This window comes from Mesorhizobium sp. USDA 4413, from assembly GCF_056280365.1.
Map to the genome: position 1 here is coordinate 5,972,345 of NZ_JBVPRP010000001.1, position 20,389 is coordinate 5,992,733.

The 20,389-nt window shown below is 63.9% G+C and carries 21 protein-coding genes; 11 read left to right on the forward strand and 10 right to left on the reverse strand.

The genetic code is table 11. The features are described from left to right. Positions 1-67: 67 nt before the first annotated feature. Positions 68-1,015, forward strand: coding sequence for a S1C family serine protease (locus ACVMIM_RS29005; protein ID WP_476116118.1), 948 nt, complete (start codon positions 68-70; stop codon positions 1,013-1,015). Here ACVMIM_RS29005 and ACVMIM_RS29010 read toward each other — a convergent pair. Next, positions 1,012-1,440, reverse strand: coding sequence for a VOC family protein (locus tag ACVMIM_RS29010; RefSeq protein ID WP_476116120.1), 429 nt, complete (start codon positions 1,438-1,440; stop codon positions 1,012-1,014). The two genes, ACVMIM_RS29005 and ACVMIM_RS29010, sit on opposite strands and share 4 nt — an antisense overlap. Before the next feature lie 65 nt (positions 1,441-1,505). Here ACVMIM_RS29010 and ACVMIM_RS29015 point away from each other — a divergent pair, with 65 nt between their 5' ends. After that, positions 1,506-2,141 (forward strand): TetR/AcrR family transcriptional regulator, encoded by a 636-nt coding sequence (locus ACVMIM_RS29015; protein ID WP_476116122.1) that lies wholly within the window; start codon positions 1,506-1,508, stop codon positions 2,139-2,141. On the opposite strand, the gene ACVMIM_RS29020 is transcribed toward ACVMIM_RS29015, so the two are convergent. Beyond that, entirely contained in the window at positions 2,074-3,030 is a 957-nt protein-coding gene (locus ACVMIM_RS29020; RefSeq protein ID WP_476116124.1) for a LysR family transcriptional regulator, read from the reverse strand. The two genes, ACVMIM_RS29015 and ACVMIM_RS29020, sit on opposite strands and share 68 nt — an antisense overlap. Positions 3,031-3,146: 116 nt before the next feature. On the opposite strand from ACVMIM_RS29020, the gene ACVMIM_RS29025 reads away from it, so the two are divergent. The 5 genes from ACVMIM_RS29025 (at position 3,147) to ACVMIM_RS29045 (ending at position 9,124) form a co-directional block, all read left to right on the forward strand. Continuing rightward, entirely contained in the window at positions 3,147-3,785 is a 639-nt protein-coding gene (locus ACVMIM_RS29025; RefSeq protein ID WP_040996666.1) for an FMN-dependent NADH-azoreductase, read from the forward strand. 15 nt (positions 3,786-3,800) lie between these two features. After that, on the forward strand, positions 3,801-4,106 hold the full coding sequence (locus ACVMIM_RS29030; RefSeq protein WP_476116125.1) for a hypothetical protein: 306 nt from the start codon (positions 3,801-3,803) through the stop codon (positions 4,104-4,106). A 33-nt stretch (positions 4,107-4,139) separates the two neighbouring features. Continuing rightward, positions 4,140-5,072: a 3,5-dioxohexanoate:acetyl-CoA acetone transferase gene (gene kce / locus ACVMIM_RS29035; RefSeq protein WP_040996669.1), complete on the forward strand. Its 933-nt coding sequence runs from the start codon at positions 4,140-4,142 to the stop codon at positions 5,070-5,072. Between the two features lie 99 nt (positions 5,073-5,171). Then, a complete protein-coding gene (locus ACVMIM_RS29040) occupies positions 5,172-6,554 on the forward strand; it encodes a 3' terminal RNA ribose 2'-O-methyltransferase Hen1 (protein WP_476116127.1) in 1,383 nt (460 codons plus the stop codon). Further along, positions 6,551-9,124, forward strand: coding sequence for a polynucleotide kinase-phosphatase (locus ACVMIM_RS29045; RefSeq protein ID WP_476116129.1), 2,574 nt, complete (start codon positions 6,551-6,553; stop codon positions 9,122-9,124). Before ACVMIM_RS29040 ends, ACVMIM_RS29045 begins: the two co-directional genes overlap by 4 nt. Before the next feature lie 6 nt (positions 9,125-9,130). Here ACVMIM_RS29045 and ACVMIM_RS29050 read toward each other — a convergent pair whose 3' ends face one another. Both ACVMIM_RS29050 and ACVMIM_RS29055 read right to left on the reverse strand, forming a co-directional pair. Then, complete coding sequence (locus tag ACVMIM_RS29050; RefSeq protein WP_040996671.1) at positions 9,131-9,424, reverse strand: HlyU family transcriptional regulator; 294 nt, start codon at positions 9,422-9,424, stop codon at positions 9,131-9,133. A 50-nt stretch (positions 9,425-9,474) separates the two neighbouring features. Continuing rightward, positions 9,475-10,116 (reverse strand): TetR/AcrR family transcriptional regulator, encoded by a 642-nt coding sequence (locus ACVMIM_RS29055; RefSeq protein WP_476116131.1) that lies wholly within the window; start codon positions 10,114-10,116, stop codon positions 9,475-9,477. Between the two features lie 173 nt (positions 10,117-10,289). On the opposite strand from ACVMIM_RS29055, the gene ACVMIM_RS29060 reads away from it, so the two are divergent. Both ACVMIM_RS29060 and ACVMIM_RS29065 read left to right on the forward strand, forming a co-directional pair. Further along, positions 10,290-10,967 (forward strand): PspA/IM30 family protein, encoded by a 678-nt coding sequence (locus ACVMIM_RS29060; protein ID WP_476116132.1) that lies wholly within the window; start codon positions 10,290-10,292, stop codon positions 10,965-10,967. 59 nt (positions 10,968-11,026) lie between these two features. Beyond that, on the forward strand, positions 11,027-11,287 hold the full coding sequence (locus tag ACVMIM_RS29065; protein WP_040996673.1) for a YiaA/YiaB family inner membrane protein: 261 nt from the start codon (positions 11,027-11,029) through the stop codon (positions 11,285-11,287). A 79-nt stretch (positions 11,288-11,366) separates the two neighbouring features. On the opposite strand, the gene ACVMIM_RS29070 is transcribed toward ACVMIM_RS29065, so the two are convergent. From ACVMIM_RS29070 to ACVMIM_RS29095, 6 genes are all read right to left on the reverse strand, one after another. After that, positions 11,367-12,041, reverse strand: coding sequence for a PadR family transcriptional regulator (locus tag ACVMIM_RS29070; protein WP_476116135.1), 675 nt, complete (start codon positions 12,039-12,041; stop codon positions 11,367-11,369). Positions 12,042-12,176: 135 nt separating this feature from the next. Further along, entirely contained in the window at positions 12,177-12,557 is a 381-nt protein-coding gene (locus ACVMIM_RS29075) for a thiol-disulfide oxidoreductase DCC family protein (protein WP_476116136.1), read from the reverse strand. A 60-nt stretch (positions 12,558-12,617) separates the two neighbouring features. Further along, positions 12,618-12,911, reverse strand: a complete 294-nt coding sequence (locus ACVMIM_RS29080; RefSeq protein ID WP_040996679.1) for a GYD domain-containing protein — start codon at positions 12,909-12,911, stop codon at positions 12,618-12,620. Between the two features lie 209 nt (positions 12,912-13,120). After that, positions 13,121-15,148 carry an RNA polymerase sigma factor RpoD gene (rpoD, locus tag ACVMIM_RS29085; protein WP_476116138.1) on the reverse strand — a complete coding sequence of 676 codons (2,028 nt, stop codon included), beginning with the start codon at positions 15,146-15,148 and terminating at the stop codon, positions 13,121-13,123. Positions 15,149-15,572: 424 nt separating this feature from the next. Continuing rightward, a complete protein-coding gene (gene dnaG, locus ACVMIM_RS29090; protein WP_476116139.1) occupies positions 15,573-17,525 on the reverse strand; it encodes a DNA primase in 1,953 nt (650 codons plus the stop codon). A gap of 137 nt (positions 17,526-17,662) precedes the next feature. Then, positions 17,663-18,025, reverse strand: a complete 363-nt coding sequence (locus ACVMIM_RS29095; protein WP_476116141.1) for an RcnB family protein — start codon at positions 18,023-18,025, stop codon at positions 17,663-17,665. Positions 18,026-18,387: 362 nt separating this feature from the next. On the opposite strand from ACVMIM_RS29095, the gene ACVMIM_RS29100 reads away from it, so the two are divergent. Then, a complete protein-coding gene (locus tag ACVMIM_RS29100) occupies positions 18,388-20,052 on the forward strand; it encodes a Na/Pi cotransporter family protein (protein WP_476116143.1) in 1,665 nt (554 codons plus the stop codon). A 96-nt stretch (positions 20,053-20,148) separates the two neighbouring features. After that, positions 20,149-20,358 (forward strand): DUF2061 domain-containing protein, encoded by a 210-nt coding sequence (locus ACVMIM_RS29105; protein ID WP_040996690.1) that lies wholly within the window; start codon positions 20,149-20,151, stop codon positions 20,356-20,358. Positions 20,359-20,389 lie beyond the last annotated feature (31 nt).

Consider the following 20,389-nt stretch of genomic DNA (forward strand, 5'->3'; position numbering starts at 1 on the left):
CGCGGCAATTGCGGCTGCTCCGCACATATAGTCATCATTTTCGCTGGATGACACTGGAGCCCTGCCCATGGCCTTCGCCGCCGAAAAACTCCAATCGGATGACGCCTTGCTCGACACTTACTCGGCCACGGTTGCCGATGCCGTCGACCGCATCGGTCCGGCTGTCTGCCGCATCGAGCGCATCGGCGCCGGCGGCCACGGCTCCGGCTTCGTCATCGCGCAGGACGGGCTGGTCGTCACCAACTTCCATGTCGTCGGCGATGCGCGCGCCGTGCGCGTCACCATGCCGGACGGTGCTTCACGCGAAGGCCACGTGCTAGGCCGCGATCCGGATACCGACATCGCGCTGGTGCGCGCCGACGGCAGTTTCGCCGATGTCGCGCCGCTGGGCGATTCCAAGCGGCTGCGCCGCGGCCAGATCGCGATCGCGATCGGCAATCCGCTGGGTTTCGAATGGACCGTCACCGCCGGCGTCGTCTCCGCGCTCGGCCGGTCGATGCGCGCCTCGACCGGCCGGCTGATCGACGACGTAATCCAGACCGACGCCGCGCTCAATCCCGGCAATTCGGGCGGGCCGCTGGTGTCTTCGGCGGGCGAGGTGATCGGCGTCAACACCGCCATGATCCACGGCGCGCAGGGCATCGCCTTCGCGGTCGCCTCCAACACCGCCAATTTCGTCATATCGGAAATCATCCGCTTCGGCCGCGTGCGCCGCGCCTTCATCGGCGTTTCCGCCGACACGACCAACCTGCCGCGCCGGGCAGCACTTCTGTCCCAGGTGACCACGAACACGGCCGTGCGCCTGCGCAGCGTCGAGAAGAACGGTCCCGCCGCCAAGGCCGGGCTCAAGGAGGGCGACATCATCGCGGCAATAGACGGCCGGCCGGTGACCGGCGTCGACGACCTCGTGCGCATGCTCGATGCCGAGCGTATCGGCCGCGAGACGCTCTGCACCGTCGTACGCCGCACCGGCGTTAGCCAGGTGGCGGTGACGCCGGTAGCACGGACGAACTAAGCCTCTGCGACCGTACCTCCGGCATATTGCGCCAAAAATTCCTCGCTGGGCGCGATCGGCTTGATCACGTCGATCAGCACGCCATTGGGATCGCTGGTGATGAAATGGCGTTGGCCGAAGGGCTCGTCTCGCAAGCTGCGCAGGATCGGCAGACCGGCGGCAACCACGCGCTCGTAGACGGCGTCAGGATCGCGGACCTCGAAATTGATCAGCAAGCCGGACGTGTGTCCGCGTCCCTCCTTCGGGATTGTCTCATGGTCGCCTTGGACGATGCCGAGATTGACGCGCCGGTCCTCTGTCGACTGCAGATGCACATACCAGTCGCTCTCGAAGAGCGGCTTGAAGCGGAAATGCGCGACGTAAAAGGTTGCGGTGCCTGCGACATCGTCCGTCATCAGCACCGGATAGTAGCTGGTCGTCTTCATCTTTCCTTCTCCTCTCGTTCGACATACAGTCTGCATGTAAGTGCAATAACATACAGGCTGCATGTATGCAACAGGAGTCCGGACGCCGCTCCAACCGCGACCGCACCGAGGCGACGCGCGCCGATCTGATCCGCGCGGCGCGAAAGCTGTTCACGGAAAAATCCTATGCCGAGACCGGCACCCCGGAGATCGTCGCCGAGGCCGGCGTGACGCGCGGCGCGCTCTATCATCATTTCGCTGACAAGCAGGCGCTGTTCGCCGCGGTCGTCGAGCAGGAGGCGGCAGCGGTCGCGGCAGAGATCGATCATGCCTCTCCGCCGTCGCTGTCGGCGCGTGAGGCGCTGATCGCCGGCTCGGACGCCTATCTCAAGGCAATGCGCGCGCCCGGCCGCACGCGGCTTCTGCTGCTCGACGGGCCGGCCGTGCTCGGCCGCGCCGTCATGGACGAGATCGACAACCGCCATGGCAACCGCTCATTGCGCGAGGGCCTGGTCGCGGCGATGCGGGCGCAAGCGGTGACCAGACTGCCGGCCGAGGCGCTGACCGCCCTGCTGGCCGCGGCTTTCGACCGGGCAGCTTTGGCCATTGAGGCCGGCGCGTCTGCCGCGGATTACCGCGCGGTGCTGATCGCGCTCATGGACGGCTTGTCCCCGGCGTCCCCGGCTCCTCCTCCGTCCAAACGCCCGGCTCCATCTCGTTGAAGCAGCCAAGCTGGCGCTTGAACTCGTCGATCAGCCAGGTCGCCGCCGGCTTGGGGCTGCGGTCGGCGCGGTGCATGGCATAGAGCGGCGAGCGCACCTCGCGATAGGGTTCCAGATCGAGCTCTACCAACCGGCCGCTGGCGAGGTCGTCGGCGATCAGCCAGCGTGGCAGGCCGCCCCAGCCGAGACCCTCGCGCATCAGCGCGTGCTTGGTGCGTACATCCGTCAGCCGCCAGGTCCGATAGGCGAACACGCCATAGTCGCGCCCGCGCGTCCGCTCCGACTGGTCGGAGACGACGAGTTGGATATGCTCGCGCAGGTCCTCGACGGCCACCGGCTTCGGCAGTTTGGCCAATGGATGGTCGGGCGCCGCCGCGGGCACCATCGAGGTGAAGCCGATGCGCAGCAGAGTGACGTCGGCATCGCCTTGCAGGCCGCCAAAGCCCAGATCCGACTGGCCGCTGACGACCTGGTCGACGATCAGGCCGAGCGAGCCGATATAGAGCCGCAGCATCACCGCCGGGAACTGGGCTTCGAAGGCCTTGAGCACGCGCACCAGCGCCGGTGAAGGCAGCGCCACGTCGACCGATATCGCCACTTCCGCTTCAAGCCCTTGCCGGTAGCCGTCGGCACGCGAGCGGATGCGCTGCAGGACGCCGATCATGCGCCGCGCATCTTCCAGCATCGCCTTGCCGACATCGGTCAGCTGCGGCTCGCGCACGCCCTCGCGCTCGAACAGTTTCAGGCCAAGCTGCGCTTCGAGATTGGCGATGCCGTAGCTCACCACCGACTGCGCCCGGTTGAGCTTGCGACCCGCGGCCGAGAAGCTGCCCGTGTCGGCCACGGCGACGAGGATTTGGAGTTGATCCAAGGTAGGGTTTGGTTGCATGCTAAGCCATCCATTTTATTGATGGATTGTATGCATATTATGCCAGTTTTCCTGATATGGCGGCAATCCCATATTGGCGGGGAAAGTTCAATCCAACCCCAAGGAGAGACACCGCCATGTCTATTCTTCTCGTTACCTCCAGCCCGCGCGGCGCCGCTTCGCATTCGACCCGCGTCGCCACCGATCTCGCCCAAAAGCTCGTTGCCGCCGATCCGTCCAACACGCTGGTCGTACGTGATCTGGTCGCCAATCCGCTGCCGCACATCGACCCTGATTACGCCTCCGGCATCTACACGCCGGCCGAAGCCCGCACCGCGCGCCAGGCCGAGGTCGTCGGCGTTTCCGACGCCGTGCTCGACGAGCTTTTTGCCGCCGACACCGTGATCCTCGCCACCGGCTTCATCAACTTCAACATCTCCTCGACGTTGAAGTCCTGGGTCGACCACGTCGCCCGCTCCGGGAAGACCTTTGCCTATGGCGAAGGTGGCCCGAAGGGGCTCGTCAGCGGAAAGAAGGTCTATATCGTGCTCGCTTCCGGCGGCATCTATTCGGAAGGCGCCGCGGTGCAGATGGACCATGCGGTCCCGTATCTGCGCAGCGTGCTCGGCTTCCTCGGCATGACCGACGTCGAAGTCATCCGCGTCGAGGGCGTCGGCATGGGCGCCGACGCCGTCACGGCAGCACTTGCCAAGGCCACCGCCAAGGTCGATGCGATCGCTGCCGCCAATACCGATCAGGTCGTCGCCGCGGCCTGATCACCGATGCCGGGAATGAAGAGGCAGGCGCCCGCCAGCGCCTGCCTCTATTTTGCATTCGCGCTCGCGGCCGGCACTGGTGATCGTGGCGATCAGAACGCCGTGCCGATCTGGAACGACTTTTTCTTCCCGCTGGTGCTGATCACCTCCGACAATTTGAAGACACTGCCGCAAGGGCCGACCGTGTTCGTCGGCGAATTCACCACCGACTGGGGGGTGTTGTTCACCGGGCTGACACTGGCGGCGCTGCCGATTACCGTGCTTTGTATCGTGCTGTCGAAGCAGTTCATTTCCGGCATCACGCAAGGCGCGGTCAAATAGGCGCGGTCCAACAACGAAGTCAGGACATCGAAAGTGGCGAACCAGAACAAGATCATCATCACCTGCGCGGTCACAGGCTCGATCCACACGCCGTCAATGTCGCCGCATCTGCCGGTGACGGCGGAAGAGATCGCGACCGCCGCCATCGAGGCGGCCGAGGCAGGTGCCGCGATCGTCCATCTTCACGCCCGCAATCCGGTCGACGGACGCCCCGACCAGTCGACCGAGGCCTTCGCGCCGTTCTTGCAGGTCATCAAGCAGCGCTCCAATTGCGTCGTCAACATCACCACGGGGGGCGCGGCGACGATGAGCGTGGAGGAACGCGTCAAGCCGGCGAAGGTGTTCGCGCCTGAGGTCGCGTCGCTCAACATGGGGTCGATGAATTTCGCGCTGTTCCCGATGCTGGAGCGCTTCAAGACCTTCGAGCATGATTGGGAGCGGCCTTATCTGGAATCCTCGCGCGACCGCATCTTCCGCAACACTTTCGGCGACATCGAGCACATCTTGCGCACCTGCGCCGACAACGGCACACGCTTCGAGATCGAGTGCTACGACATCGGCCATCTCTATACGCTGGCGCATTTCGTCGAGCGCGGCCTGGTGAAGGCGCCCTTCTTCGTCCAGAGCGTGTTCGGCATCCTTGGCGGCATCGGCACGCATCCGGAGGATGTCGCGCACATGAAGCGCACGGCCGACCGCCTGTTCGGCAACGACTATCACTGGTCGGTTCTGGGCGCCGGCCGCCACCAGCTGCCGATCGCCACGCAAGCGATCGCGCTGGGCGGCAATGTGCGGGTCGGCCTGGAGGATTCGCTATGGATCGGCAAGGGCAAGCTTGCCCGCTCCAGCGCCGAGCAGGTAACCAAGGTGCGCCAGATCATCGAAGGCCTCGGCGCCTCGATCGCCACGCCCGACGAGGCACGGCAGATCCTGCAGCTCAAGGGCGGCGACAAGGTCGCGTTCTGAGCGGGTTGTAGGCAACCGGTTCTTGGGGCGTTGCAAAAGCAGCGGAAATAACGTCGCGCCGCCATTGGTTATTCCGATCGGCTGCGTTATCGCTTTGCCATGTTTCTTTCGGTTGCAACCACACATCGTCCTGCCACGGATCTTGGCTTCCTGTTGCACAAGCATCCCGAACGCCTGCACGAAGCAGACTTGTCCTTCGGCAAGGCCTGGCTGTTCTATCCCGAGGCCAGTGATGCGCGTTGCGAGGCCGCGCTGCTGCTCGATGTCGATCCGATCGGACTGGTTAGAGGCAAGGGTCAGGCGGACGGACTGCTCGACCAATATGTGAACGACCGGCCCTACGCGGCATCGTCCTTCCTGTCCGTTGCGCTCAATAAGATGCTGCGCACCGCAATGACCGGCATATCCAAGGAACGCCAGCAACTCGCCGACAGCGACCTGCCCCTGGAAGCTGTCGTGGCGCCCTTGCCGATGCGGGGCGGCGAGGCGCTGGTGCGAGAGCTATTCGAACCGCTGGGCTGGACCGTCGAGCTGACCCCGATCGAAGCCGTCAGTTCCAGTTCGGGAGGGCTCCGTTACGGCCATCTGAAATTGTCCGGCCTCGGCCGGCTGAGCAATCTGCTCAACCACCTCTATATCCTCATTCCGGTGATGGACGACGCCAAGCATTATTGGGTCGGCGACGACGAGGTCGACAAGCTGCTGTCCAAGGGCGCGGGATGGCTGGAGCATCACCCCGCCAAGGAGCTGATCGCGCGCCGCTATTTGCGCAACAAATCGGGTTTGGCACGCTCGGCCCTGGCGCGACTGGTCCCTGAAACCGCGGCAGCGGATACGCCAGCCGAAACCCGCAGCTCGCCCGAGGAAACGCTCGAGACGCCGATCCGGCTGCACGACCGGCGCCTGGATGCGGTCGTCGAAGCCATCCGCGCGAGTGGCGGCAAAGTTGTCGCGGACCTGGGATGCGGCGAAGGCAAGCTTCTCGACCGACTCTTGCGCGAGCGATGGATCCAAAAACTGTTCGGCTTGGACCCTGCCATCCGCGAGCTCGAATGGGCGGCAAGGCGGTTGAGACTGAATGAAGCGGGCGGCCCGCCGGAAGGGCGCGTCACGCTTCTGCACGGTTCGCTGACCTATCGCGACGGTCGCTGGGCCGAAGCCGACGTCGCTGTATTGGTCGAGGTCATCGAGCATCTCGACCAAGACAGGCTTCCTTTGGTCGAGCGGATTGTCTTTGGCGAAGCCGCCCCGAAAACAGTTGTCGTAACGACGCCCAATGCCGATCACAACGCTCTGTTCGACAATCTGGCGACTGGCGCTTTCCGTCATCCCGACCATCGCTTCGAGTGGAGCCGCGCCGAGTTCAAAACCTGGACGGCCAGAATAAGCGGGACTTACGGCTATACCGCTGAAATCAGCGGCATAGGCCCTGAGGATGCCACCTTGGGCGCGCCGACACAGATGGCGGTGTTCACGCGATGAGGGAAGCCGACAAGACAAACCTGGATATCCCGGATTTCGCTCTGGTCGTGCTGATCGGCTCGACCGGGTCCGGCAAGTCGACTTTTGCGGCGAGGCATTTCCTGCCGACCGAGATCGTCTCGTCCGACCGATGCCGCGGGCTCGTCTGCGATGACGAAACCAATCAGGATGTGTCGGCCGACGCCTTCGAACTGATGCGCGACATCATCGGCAAGCGACTCAAGCACCGCAAGCTGGCCGTTGTCGACGCTACCAATGTGCGCGCGGCCGACCGCAAGGCCTGGATCGAACTGGCGCGCAAATGGCACGCTCTGCCGGTCGCCATGGTGCTCGATCCCGGTGTTGACGTGTGCGTGGCGCGCAATGCGAGCCGGCCCGATCGCCCCTTTGGCGCTGGGGTGGCCCAGCGCATGACGATGGAGATTCGCAAGGGTCTCGGCGCTCTGCAGCGGGAAGGCTTTCGCCAGGTCTGGAAGCTCACCAGCGAAGCCAGCATCGAGGCTGCCAAAATCTCGCGCCAGCCGCTTTGGACCGATAAGCGTCAGGATGCCGGCCCCTTCGACATCATCGGCGACGTGCATGGCTGCGCCGAAGAGCTTCAAGCCTTGCTGGGCAAACTCGGATACAGCCTTGCCTGGTCTGAGCATCGCGGCGAGCGGAGCGTCCTCGTTTCTCCTCCAGAAGGCCGCAAGGCCGTCTTTGTCGGCGATCTTGTCGATCGCGGCCCCAATACGCCCGACGTTCTGCGCATTGCGATGAGCATGGTCGCCGCCGGCACCGCCTACTGCGTCCAAGGCAATCACGAACGCAAGCTCGGCCGCTGGCTGGAAGGTCGCAAGGTCACGATCGCTCACGGCCTCCAGCAAACGATCGACCAGCTGGAAACCCAGGATCGTGGACTGAAGGAGGCGCTGCCGGCCTTCCTCGACAATCTGCGCAGCCATGTCTGGCTGGACGGGGGACGGCTGGCCGTCGCCCATGCCGGCCTCAAGGAGGACATGATCGGACGCGGCTCGGGCGCTGTGCGCGAATTCGCGCTCTATGGCGAGACGACCGGCGAGATCGACGAATTCGGCCTGCCGGTCCGAGCCGACTGGGCAGCCGCCTATCGCGGCAAGACGGCGGTCGTGTATGGTCATACGCCGATGCTGGCGGCCGAATGGGTCAACAACACCTTATGCATCGACACCGGCTGCGTATTCGGCGGCAAGCTGACGGCGCTTCGTTGGCCGGAACGCGAGTTGGTCGAAGTACCAGCGATCCGTACCTGGTCGGAGCCTGTGCGCCCGCTTGCCGCGTCGAACCCGGAAAAATCCGCGCAGGCCGACGCCGACGATGTGCTCGACATAAAGGACGTTTCCGGCCGACGCTGGATAGAGACGGAGCTGAAAGGCCGTGTCGTCGTGGCCGAGGAAAACGCCTCGGCCGCGCTCGAGGTAATGAGCCGCTTCGCGGTGGCGCCGCAATGGCTGGTGTACCTGCCGCCGACAATGTCGCCGTCCGAGACAAGCAGTCACGCCGGCTGGCTTGAACGCCCGGAAGAAGCTTTTGCTTATTTTCGCGAGCGCGGCGTCGCCGAGGTCGTGTGCGAGGAAAAGCACATGGGTTCGCGGGCGATCGTCGCGCTGTGCCGGACCGCGCAGGCGGCGCGCAGCCGGTTCGGCGTTTCAGGCGAAGAGACCGGCGCGATATGGACCCGTACAGGGCGTTCTTTCTTCGGCGACAACGCCATGACGGCGGGTCTGCTTGCCCGGCTTCGCGCAAGCGTCGACGCCGTCGGCCTCTGGGAGGAACTGCAAACCGACTGGCTGCTGCTCGACGCCGAAATCATGCCTTGGTCGGCCAAGGCAAGCAGCCTCATCGAAAGTCAGTACGGACCGGTGGCGGCGGCGTCCGCGGCCGGCCTGCGGCTCGGTCGCGATGTCTTGGAGAGAGCGAAGGCGCGAGGCGTCGACGTGGCGGATCTGAATGCACGATTCACCGACCGGGCCGAGCGTGCAGGCAAATATGCCAGCGCCTGGTCGCCCTATGTCTGGCCGGTTTCGAGTGTCGATGATCTCAGGGTGGCGCCGTTCCATCTGCTGGCCAGCGAAGGCCGCGTCTGGTTCGACCATGACCACATCTGGCATATGTCGCTGGCCGATCGCCTCGCCACGGAAGGTGTCGTCGTGCACACCAGATGGCGCAGCGTCGACTTGGCCGATGCTGGGGCCTGCGAGGAGGCCGTCGCTTGGTGGGAGATGCTGATCGCTTCAGGCGGCGAAGGTATGGTGGTCAAGCCGCGCGACTTTGTCAGCCGCGGTAAGAAAGGTCTCATCCAGCCGGCGCTCAAGGTCCGCGGCCGCGAATATCTGCGCATGATCTACGGACCGGAGTATGATGCGCCCGACAATCTTGTCCGACTGCGCGAGCGGCATCTGGGCGGCAAGCGCAACCTGGCGCTCAGCGAGTTCGCCCTCGGCCACGAGGCGTTGAAACGATTTGTCGCGAGCCAGCCGCTGCGGCGGGTCCACGAATGCGTCTTCGCTGTGCTGGCGCTGGAGAGCGAACCGATCGATCCTCGACTATGATGACCTTCAGCCGAACATCTTCTCGCCCTGCTCATCGACGAGCTGGATGCCCTTCTTGATCGAGATGTCGATGGCGTCGTCCAGCCCAGCGAAACGGTCGGCGCGGATGAAGCGGTGTTCTTTCATCACGCCGTCCACCTCCTTCGAGACCACGCCGCAGGTCTGGTACTGGCCGTCGGCCTTGTAGGGCGTCGCGCTGATCAGGAAGCCCTTGTGTTCGACCTGCTTGGCCGGCTTGGCGGAGCCGGTGTCCGTGGCCTCACTGCTGCCGCCGCCGAAAAGCTTTTTCAGAAAAGACATTGTTCAAAACTCCATCTCACGCGGGCGCCGAAGGATTCACGGCGCCCTGTTCATTCTGACTTTGTCTCAGCATGCGCGAATGCGCCGCCGTGTTCCAGCCCCTTGACGAAGACGCCGACCAGCAGCTCGATCTGATGCCAGATCTCCTCGGCCTGCCGGCTGTCCGAATTCGCCACATAGCCGCTGGTCACGATGCCGTGCACGCTTGACCACAAGGTCCGGGCCGCAAGCGTGCGGCGCTTGTCGTCGAGCCCGAAGTCCCCAGCCTTGAGCACGCCGGCGACGATGTCGAAGAGTGCGTCGAGCAGCGCGTCATAGGCGTCGGGGCCCGGCCGCGTCGCGCGGCGCCGGTTGAAGGCAAGCACGGCCGGCCAGCTGCCGGGATGCGCCTCGACGAAGCGCACATAGGCCGCGGCCATGGCGAGGATGCGGTGCTGGACATCGGTCACTCCTTGCCTTTCGAGATCGGCCATCGCCGCCAGGCCTGTCGCGCCGAGCCGGTCGAGCAGCCGCATGTTGACGGCACGATGCACCTCCTCGAGATCGGCAAAGAGGTTGTAGACCGATCCGACCGAAATGCCGGCCTGCTCCGCTATCGTGCGCGCCTTCAGATTCTCGGCCCCGCCCTCATTGAGCAGTGCCTCGGCAATGGCGAGCACCTTCTCGCTCATCTCTTCCTTGTCCAGCGCCATGCTGTTTCCCGTCCTTGTTTCCCGGAGCCGGCGCCCGGCCCGGATGCGTTCCATTGCCTGCTTTTTACCATGTCCAGCACTGCATGAACAGCGTTCAAGATAGCACTTGGACAATGTTCATTTCCTGTTATGTTGACCGTGTGAACATTGTTCACATTAACAGGGAGAACACCATGCTTAGCCTGATCAAGACATTGCTGGACGGCGCCAGTGCCCGGGCCGAGGACAATCTGAAGGATCGTTTCGCCATCGACCTTCTGGCGCAGCGCATCCGCGACGCGGAGGCGGGCCTCGCCGCCGCCAAGCAGACGCTCGCCGCGCTGATCGTGCGCCAGCGTGCCGAGCAGACCAGCCTCGACCAGCTCGACCGCCGCATCGCCGATCTGGAAACCCGCACGCTGAGCGCGCTTTCGGCCAACAACCAGGCGCTTGCCGAAGGCGGCGCTTCCGCGATCGCCGAACTAGAGAACGAGCGCGAAGTCCGCCGCGCCACGGTCAAGAGCCTGGGCGAGAAGACCTTGCGGATGCGCGTGTCCGTCGAACAGGCGCACCGCCGCATCATCGGCCTCAACCAGGGCATGATCTCGGCTCGGGCGATCGATGCCGAACGCAAGGCGCAGTCGCGCCTCAACCGTTCGATCGGCCGCACGGCGAGCATCAATGAAGCGGAGGAATTGCTCGACCGCATCAGGGAAAGCAGCGACCCGTTCGAGGAGGCCGGCATCCTTGACGAGATCGACGGCGAGTTGCGCCACGAGGCGATCCGCGAACGCCTCGCCGAAGCGGGCCATGGACCGGCCACCAAAGTGCGCGCCGAGGACGTCCTGGCGCGCCTGAAATCGCTCAACTGAACCCGCAATTCCCAGACAGATCAAATCCTCCAAACGGATCAAATCGAAGGAACGTTACGATGAACGGCAATCAGACCTACATCCTGTTCAACACCGTGTCGGTGGGCGCCGCCTATTTCATGCTCGGCCTGTCGCTATGGCTGGCCCCGGTCGACCTCTCGACCAAGGGTTACTGGGCCATGGGCGTCCTCCTGCTTACCGGCAGCCTGGTGAACCTGGTCAAGTACCGCACCGACGAGCGGATCGCGGCCGAGACCACCGCCAAGATCGAGAAGGCGCGCAATGAGAAGCTCATCAGCGAATATGTCGGCAAGGAATAGTCCCTGCCCCGTCGATCACTGACTGAATGCAAGAAGCCCGGATCGCTCCGGGCTTTTTGGCTTCCATATGGAAAATGGCTTAGCGGCGCGACAGCGCCTCGATCGCCTCGGCGGCGTCTTCCAGGATGCTGATCGCCTCGGCCTGCTTGTCTTCCGGCGCGTCGGCGATGTCGCCGAGCGCGGCGCGGAGCCGCTGGCGCAGCGCGCGGAAGCGGTCGCGCGTCTCCGAGCGGCCACGGCGCCCCTCGTCCCTGTCGTCGCCCCAGCCGAACCATTCGCGCGCCGCGGCCATCTTGCGGCCAAAGCGCTCGAGATGGTCGAGGACGTTGTCGATCATCTCGCGGTTCTCCTCAAGATGCGCCTTGCCGGCCTCGGTGATCGAAAACACCTTCTTGTTGCCTTCGCTGGACGACACCGCATAGCCCGCCTCCTCCAGGAAGGTCAGCGTCGGATAGACCACGCCCGGGCTCGGGCTGTAGATGCCGCTGGTGCGCTCTTCCAGCGCCTTGATGATGTCGTAGCCGTGGCGCGGCGCGTCGGCCAGAAGCGACAGCGTGATCAGCTTGAGATCGCCGTCGGCCAGCATGCGCCCGGCGCGAAACATGTCGCCCGGGCCGCCGCGGCCGCCGCCGCCCCTGCCGCCATGGCCAAACGGGCCGAAGCCGCCGCCCCCTCTGCCCCCAAATTTGCCGGCCATATGCATGAACATGCGCTCGCCGAAATGGTTATGCCCGAAGTGACCGTGTCTGTGCATAGATTGCTCCTTTGCGTTGTATCTTACGATACATCGTACGTAAGGCCGGCCGCGTTCCGAGTCAAGATATATCTTAAGATGTATCGTAACCCAAGCCAAGAGCTGCCGTTCCGCACGCGGAGGGAGCCAAGCTGGCTACCAGCGTCCCCTGTGCCGGTTCCAGGCATAGAGAAGGTCCGCGAAGCGGTCGTAGCCAAAGCGCGTCAGCGGCAGCGCGATCACGTTGCCGAACAAGCGCGCCAGCCATCCCTCGCCCGGTGTGAAGCGCCAGACCGCGATCGCCACATCAGCGCCAACCAGCAGCCGTCCTTCGGCATCGATGGCATGCAGGCGCCGGCGGATATCCTCGAGCGAGGCGCCGTAGGCCGAAAGCGCTTCGGGCTCGAAGTTGATGTCGCGGAATTCAACACGGCCCGCCTTGACCGCATCGATCAGCCGCCGCTTCTGGCGGCTGACGCCGGCGTCGCACACCGGACAGCGTGTGTTGTACCAGACGATGAGCAGCGGCTTGGGCATGGCGCGACTATCAGGAATGCAGCGCGGCTTCGCAACAGCCGCGCCGATCCCCAAGCCGCCTCACCCCAGCGAGCTGATGATCTCGCGGTAGGCGAATTCCGGGAACGCCTTCATCGTCCGCGTTTTGACATTGCCGCCTGACGCCAACATCAGCGCGAAGCGGGCGAGCACCGCATCGTCCGGAGCTTCGACGATGGCGACCATGTCGCATTCGCCCATGGTCAGGTAGAATGATTTGAACGAGCCGCCCATCTCCCCCAGCAGCTTCTTGGCGGCATCGAGCCGTTTCGGCGACTCCCGCACATTCCTGGCGCCTAGCTCGGTCCAGTTGATAAGCACGATGTAGGTTGTCATGGCACACCTCCCTCCGGTGCCACGGAGCGAGCGTCCGGCCGTTTACGGCCGGCGCCGGGCGGGCATCCGGTCTATCGCCCACAAATGCATCCGACCCTGAAATTATCCTCCTGTCGGGTAAAGCCGGCAAGGCGCCATGAGGGATAGCCTGAAACGCAAAAAAGGGCGCCGGAGGCGCCCCTTGGATCTTCGTGTGTTTGCGTTTCCGCTCAGCTGTCGAGGAAGCTTCTGAGCTTCCGCGACCTGCTCGGATGCTTGAGCTTGCGCAACGCCTTGGCTTCGATCTGGCGGATGCGTTCGCGCGTCACCGAGAACTGCTGGCCGACTTCCTCCAGTGTGTGGTCGGTGTTCATGCCGATGCCGAAGCGCATTCTGAGAACGCGCTCCTCGCGTGGCGTCAGCGAGGCCAGCACGCGCGTCGTCGTCTCGCGCAGATTGGCCTGGATCGCCGCGTCGATCGGCAGGATCGCCATCTTGTCCTCGATGAAATCGCCGAGATGCGAATCCTCCTCGTCGCCGACAGGCGTTTCGAGCGAGATCGGCTCCTTGGCGATCTTCAAGACCTTGCGCACTTTTTCGAGCGGCATGGCAAGCTTCTCGGCCAGTTCCTCCGGCGTCGGCTCGCGACCGATCTCGTGCAGCATCTGGCGCGAAGTGCGCACGATCTTGTTGATCGTCTCGATCATGTGCACCGGAATGCGGATGGTGCGCGCCTGGTCGGCGATCGAGCGGGTGATGGCCTGCCGGATCCACCATGTCGCATAGGTCGAGAACTTGTAGCCGCGGCGGTATTCGAACTTATCGACCGCCTTCATCAGGCCGATATTGCCTTCCTGGATGAGATCCAGGAATTGCAGGCCGCGGTTGGTGTATTTCTTGGCGATGGAGATGACCAGGCGAAGGTTCGCCTCGACCATTTCCTTCTTGGCGATCGCGGCCTCGCGCTCGCCCTTCTGCACCTGGTTCACGATCTTGCGGAATTCCTGGATCGAGATCGCCGTTTCGGTGGCGAGGTTCTGGATCTCGGCGCGCAGTTCCTTGATCGTGTCCTTCTCGTTCTTGGTGAACTCCTTCCAGCCGCGCGAGGTCAGGTTGGAGATCGAGCGAGTCCAGTTCGGATCGAGCTCGGAGCCCTGATACTCCTTGAGGAATTCCTCGCGGCGCACGCCATAGCTTTCGGCCAGCCGCAAAAGCTTGCCCTCGTTCTGCACCAGGCGCTTGTTGATGTCGTAGAGCTGCTCGACCAGCGCTTCGATGCGCGCGGCGTTGAGCGACAGCGACTTCACCGCCTTGATCAGCTGGTCCTTCAGCTCCTTCAGGCGGCGGTCCTGGCTAGGCGAGAGCGTGCCTGCCGCGGCTAGGCGGTTCTCGACCTGCTGGTCCTGCAGCTTGCGGAGCTTCTTGTAGGTGTCGGCGATGACGTCGAGCGTCTCCATCACCTGCGGACGCAGTTCGGCTTCCATCGCGGCCAGCGAGAGGCTCGCCTCGTCCTCGTCGTCTTCCTCTTCCTCCAGCCCGCGCGTGTCGCCGCCGACATTGGTGATGTCGTCTTCTTCCTCGCGTGCCGCCGCGCGTCCGCGCGGCTTCTCTTCAGGCTTGGGCGCTTCGTCGACGCGTTCGACCACCGGCGCCTGCTTGGCCTCGGGGCCGGCATAGGTCGCCTCGAGGTCAATGATCTCGCGCAGCAGGATCTTCGATTCGTTGAGCTCGTCGCGCCAGATGATGATGGCCTGGAAGGTTAGCGGGCTTTCGCAAAGCCCGGCGATCATGGTCTCGCGGCCGGCCTCGATGCGCTTGGCGATGGCGATTTCGCCCTCGCGCGACAGAAGCTCGACCGAGCCCATCTCGCGCAGATACATGCGCACCGGGTCGTCGGTGCGATCGGTCGGCTCTTTCTTGGTGGTCGTGGCGGCGACGGCGGTGCCCGTCTGCTCGGCAAGCTCGTTGGCGTCTTCCTCGCTGTCGCCGGCCGCTTCGCCTTCGCTCTCTTCACCCTGCTCGTCGTCTTCGACGACATTGATGCCCATGTCGTTGAGCATCGCATTGATGTCTTCGATGCGATCCGGATCCGTCTCTTCCGAGGGCAGCACCGCATTGAGTTCGTCGAGCGTGACATAGCCGCGTTTCTTCGCGGCCTTGATCATCTTCTTGACAGCATCGTCGGAAAGGTCGAGCAGAGGGCCATCGGTGGCGCCTTCACGTTCGGTCTCGACCTCTTCCTTTTCCTTTGTCGCCATTCTTTGTCGTCTCCAAGCGGCCGATATCGAGGCCGCGTAAACTGTCGGACCGGTTGCCGGTTGTGCCCGCGCCGGAACGCTTTCTACCGGCCCGGCAACCCGCGTCATCTCTTTTGTTTGTGCATGTCGCCCAAAACCGGCTTTCCACCTTTGGGCGATATGCATTAAGTCCAGCTTAACCGTGATATCTGGAGCAGGCATTTTGCCTGTCCAGCCATCACCAGTATCTCACATCGCTCAAATTTCCCGCCGACGCCGGGGCACGGTTAACGTTTCGAATCGTCCTGATTCCGCCAATCTGCCAGAAGGTCAAGCGCCTCTGGCATGATTCGCATGAAAAAAGCGAATCAATTACCCGACTTAGAGGCGTCGATTCGACGCGCTGCGTAATTTCCACTTCACTTTCAACGGGTGGTGTTCGGCCCTAAACGCGGCCAACCCTGCCCGACGAAACGCCGAATCCTTCGATCAGCGCTTCCGTTGCCTGCACATCGTTGAATTGCGCTTGAATCTCGACGAGATGCCGGAAGTTTTCGTCCGAAGGGTCCGCATCGAGCGCCGCCTGCGCCTGTTTCAGCTCTCTATGTAATGTGCGGGCGCTGCGCTGCAAGTGCATCGCCTGGTTGAAGGCGTCGCGGGCGTCCTCGAGCGCCGCGGTTTCGAGCGCCGGCCACTGCCGCGCGCGCTTGATCAGTTCCACCGCCCGCTCCCAGATGCCGCCGTATCCGGCGCGCTCAATGGTGGCGATGACGGCGCCGCGCTCGTCGGCCGCGTCATGCGCCATCGCGTCGAGGATGGCCGCGTGGAGCTTGCGCAAATCCGAATTGGCGAGGTCGAGGAATTCGACATGCGCGAAATTCTCGTCGATCAGCGCCGGATGGTTGACCAGCGCCACGATGATCGTCGCCTCGCGCACCGACATGGCTTCGCCCGTGCGCTTGACCAGCGCCGAGCGGCCCAGGCTCTCGGTGATCGCGGCGCGCCCTCCCGCAGCGCTCCGGCCAAACGCCCCGCCTGGCGCCGACCCCCTGCCGCGCTCACCCGGGCGGCCGTCGGAGCGTGCCCCGTGCTGGCCTTGCCGCGCGCCGCGCTGCGAGCCGAAGAAGCTCTGTTCCCGCTCGCGCATCTCCTGTTGATAGTGGTAGCGCGTGCTCTCGTCGCGGATGCGGCTGGTGATCTCGCGCAACTTCTTTCCGAGTTCGGCGCGCCGCTCCGGCGTATCGAAGACACCGCCGGCCGTCTCGCGCATCCAGAGCAGGTCGGCGAGCGGCCGCGCTTCCGAAAGCACCGCCCGAAACGCGTCAGGCCCTTCCGCCTTGACCAGATCATCAGGATCCTTGCCCTCGGGCAACAGCGCAAAGCGCGCCGAGCGCCCGGGCTGGACGGCCGGAAGCGCCAGATCGGCCGCCCGCCATGCCGCTTTCAGCCCGGCCTTGTCGCCGTCGAAGCACAGCACCGGCTCCGGCGCCATGCGCCACAGAAGCTCGAGTTGGTTTTCGGTGAGTGCGGTGCCGAGCGGCGCCACGGCGTTCTCGAAGCCGGCCTGCGCCAGCGCGATCACGTCCATATAGCCTTCGACCGCGATCACCGTGCCGCCCTTGGCGAGAGCCTTTCGGGCTCGGGCGAAATTGTAAAGCACATTGCCCTTGTGGAAGAGCTCGGTCTCCGGCGAGTTCATGTATTTGGCCAAGGCATCGGGCGCTAGCGCCCGCCCGCCGAAAGCGATGATCTTGCCGCGCGAATCCGGGATCGGGAACATGATGCGGTCGCGGAACCAGTCATAGGAGACCGGGATGTCGTCGCCGTGCCGCACCAGCCCGCAGGCTTCGATATCGGCCTTCGCCACGCCCTTCGCGGCGAGATGCTCCTTGAGCGCGTTGCGGCTGTCGGGCGCGTAACCCAGACGGAAGGATTGCTGCGTCGCCGGGGTCAGCCCGCGGTCGCGCAGATAGGCACGGGCCTTGGCGCCTTCCGGTCCCTGCAGCCGCTCCTGGAAGAAGGCGGTGGCCATTTCCATGACGTCGGTCAGGCTGGCGCGTTCCTTCTCTCGCCGCTCCTGCGCCTCATCCCGCACCGGCATCGGCACGCCGGCCATCTCGGCGATCTTCTCGACCGCCTCGGGAAAACTCATGCCGTCGAGCTCGGTGAGGAACTTGAAGTGATCGCCCGACACCGAACAGCCGAAGCAGTGGTAGCGGCCCTTCTTGTCCTCGCAGTGGAAGGACGGGCTTTTCTCGCCGTGGAACGGACAGCAAGCCCAATAGTCACCGCGCGACGTGTTGGTCTTTTTCCTGTCCCATGCGACGCGCTGGCCGATGACCTGAGAAATCGGCACGCGGTCGCGTATCTCGTCGAGGAAGGCGGGCGGAAATCGCATCGGGTAAAAGCTCGTTTGCCTCCATATAATCAAGCCGCCCGGGCGCGGCGACTCCGGCTGACCCATCGTACCCGCTTTTCACAGACGAAAAGAAGGCGGCCGGGTGACCGCCTTCCGAATTTCCGGATTGCCGTGGATTAATGTGCGGCGATCGCGCCGAAGATGATGCCGGAAAGAATGCTGACCAGCACATAGTCGTTGCCGACGCGGATCCACTCCTGGCCGGGGCCGGGACGGCGCAGGCCGTAGCGGTTCCAGTCGCGGATCGGCTGGTGGCGCCTCCAGTTGGAGTATTTCTGGCCGTTGCGCCAATGGCTGCGCTTTACGACGACCTTCTTCTTCACGACACGCTTGTCGACATGCCTGCCGGGCTTCTGCCAGTCGACCTGGTTGTAATTCGACTGCGGCGCGCTTGGTTGGGCAAGCGGCGCGGCCTGGCCGGAGAAGGCCGAGGCGGCCAGCGTCGAGGCGGTGACGGCGGAAAGTATGAGACGCTTCACAGTCGGTACTCCTTGTTGTCGATGGGCGGAGAAGTAACCGCCAACGGATGAACCGAAACTGAACGTTAGAATTACAATTCTGTAATGATTTCCAAGGTTTGCGTAATCTGCTTCAACAAGGCTTCAGATCGTCTCCGGTCACCCGGCCGGGCATCGGCCACTACAAGGCGAAGCGCCGCCGCCGGGCACATGCAACCAATGCTTCCTCTATTCATTTCCGACATGCGCCGTCGAGCCGGGACGATCATCGCATCAGAAAAATCTATTATTCGGCTAATCTTAATTGGTATATTTCGACGCGTTGAAATGGCTAAGATTCGTACTCCTCTCCACGTCCCCAAAGCCAACTCGCGAGGTCGGCTGTGAGCGGCTCCGTCGTCCTCCTGCACCTTGCCGGCGCGGTGGCGCTGATGCTGTTCGCCACCCGCATGGTAAAGACCGGAGTCGAGCGCGCCTATGGCGACGTGCTGCGCCACAGGCTGCGCGCCACCATGCGCAATCCGGTCATGGCGGTGCTGGCCGGCTGTGGGCTGGCGGTCGCGCTGCAGAGCTCGACCGCAGTGACGCTGCTGGTCGGCTCCTTCGCCGGCGCCGGCATCGTTTCGGGCGCCGCCGGGCAACTGGCGGTGCGCGGCGCCGAGATCGGTTCGGCGCTGGTGGCCAAGCTGCTCACCTTCGACCTTACCCTTCTCGTGCCGCTCTGCCTGATCGCCGGCACGGTCATGTTCATGACCACTGAGCGGCGAGACTGGCGGCAGCTGGGCCGCATCCTGATCGGCGTCGGCCTGCTGATCCTGTCGCTCGAGATGATCGGCCAGGCGTCGGAGCCGCTGCGCAACAGCCAACTGATGCCGCTGATCATTAATTATTTCTCAGGCGACTCCATCACCACTTACCTGTTGGCCGCCTTAGTCACCTGGCTGTTCCAGTCGAGCATCGCCGCGGTGCTTTTGATGGCGACGCTGGCGGGCCGCGGGCTGATCACGCCGGAACTGGGCGTGGTCCTGGTGCTCGGCGTCAATCTTGGCTCGTCGCTTATTGCGCCGATGCTGACGCGGTCGGCGCCGCCCGAGGTGCGCATCGTGCCGGTCGGCAACCTTTTGATGCGCGGCCTCGGCTCGCTGATCATGCTGGTCCTGATCATGACCTTCAAGCCGGATGTCGCCTTCCTCGGCAGAAGCGCGCCCGATCAGATCGTCAACGCCCACATCCTGTTCAACGTGCTGATCCTGCTGGCCGGACTGCCGCTGGCCGGCCTCGTCTACCGCGCTTCCGAAAAGATCGTGGCGCTGGGCAGCAAGCCGCAACCTGCCGCCACGCTCGAGGTCGTGGAGCTTTCGGCACTGAACGAGAGCGCACTCGACACGCCGAGCCAGGCGTTGGCCAACGCCACGCGTGAGGTGGTGCGGGTCTGTGAGACGGTCGAGATCATGCTGAAGCGCATCATTGAGCTCTATGAGGATGCCGACCCCGCCAAGATCAAGGCGCTTGCCGCGCTCGACGACCGAGTCGACAGGAAGCACGCCGCGATCAAGCTCTACCTTGCCAAGATCACCAGGAATCCGCTCACCGAGGACGAGGCATTGCGGTGCCAGGAGCTGATCGGCGCCTGCGTCAAGCTGGAGCAGGTAGGCGACATCATCGTGCGCAACATGCTGGTGCATGTCAGGAAGAAGCTGGAGCGCGGCCTGGAATTCACGCCTGAGGGATGGCAGGAGCTCTGCGCCTTCCATTCCTCGGTGCTCGCCAATGCGCGCCTCGCCTTCAACGTCCTGGTCTCGCGCGACCCGGAAACCGCCAGGCAATTGGTGTTGGAAAAGGACCTGCTGCGCGAGCGCGAGAAGGAAACCAGCGCCAGCCATTTCCTGCGCCTGCGCGAAGGCACCGCCAAGAGCGTCGAGACGAGCTCGATCCACCTCGACACCATCCGCGACCTGAAGCAGATCAACTCGCTGCTTGCCTCGATCGCCTATCCGGTGCTCGAGGAGCGCGGCCTGCTCGGCGGCTCGCGGCTGAAGGCGAGTTGAGGCGATAGAGGGCAAGTCGAAAAAATTAGTCTTTGCCCATCCTCGCTTCCGTCGGCTAAGGATCGCCCGAGGACCTGTTGGGAGGATGATCGGTCGATGGACACGCATTCGCGCAGCTTCGCCAAGGCGCTTTCATGGCGTGCCACCGGCACGATCGACACGATGATCATATCGCTGGTGGTCACGGGAAGCGTCAAGCTGGCAGCCACCATCGGGCTGACCGAAGTCGTCACCAAGTCGCTGCTTTACTATCTGCATGAGCGGGCGTGGCTGAAGATACCTTACGGACGCAAGACGACCGCGTGATCGGGGCATGGGTTCGGCTTCGATCGGTCCA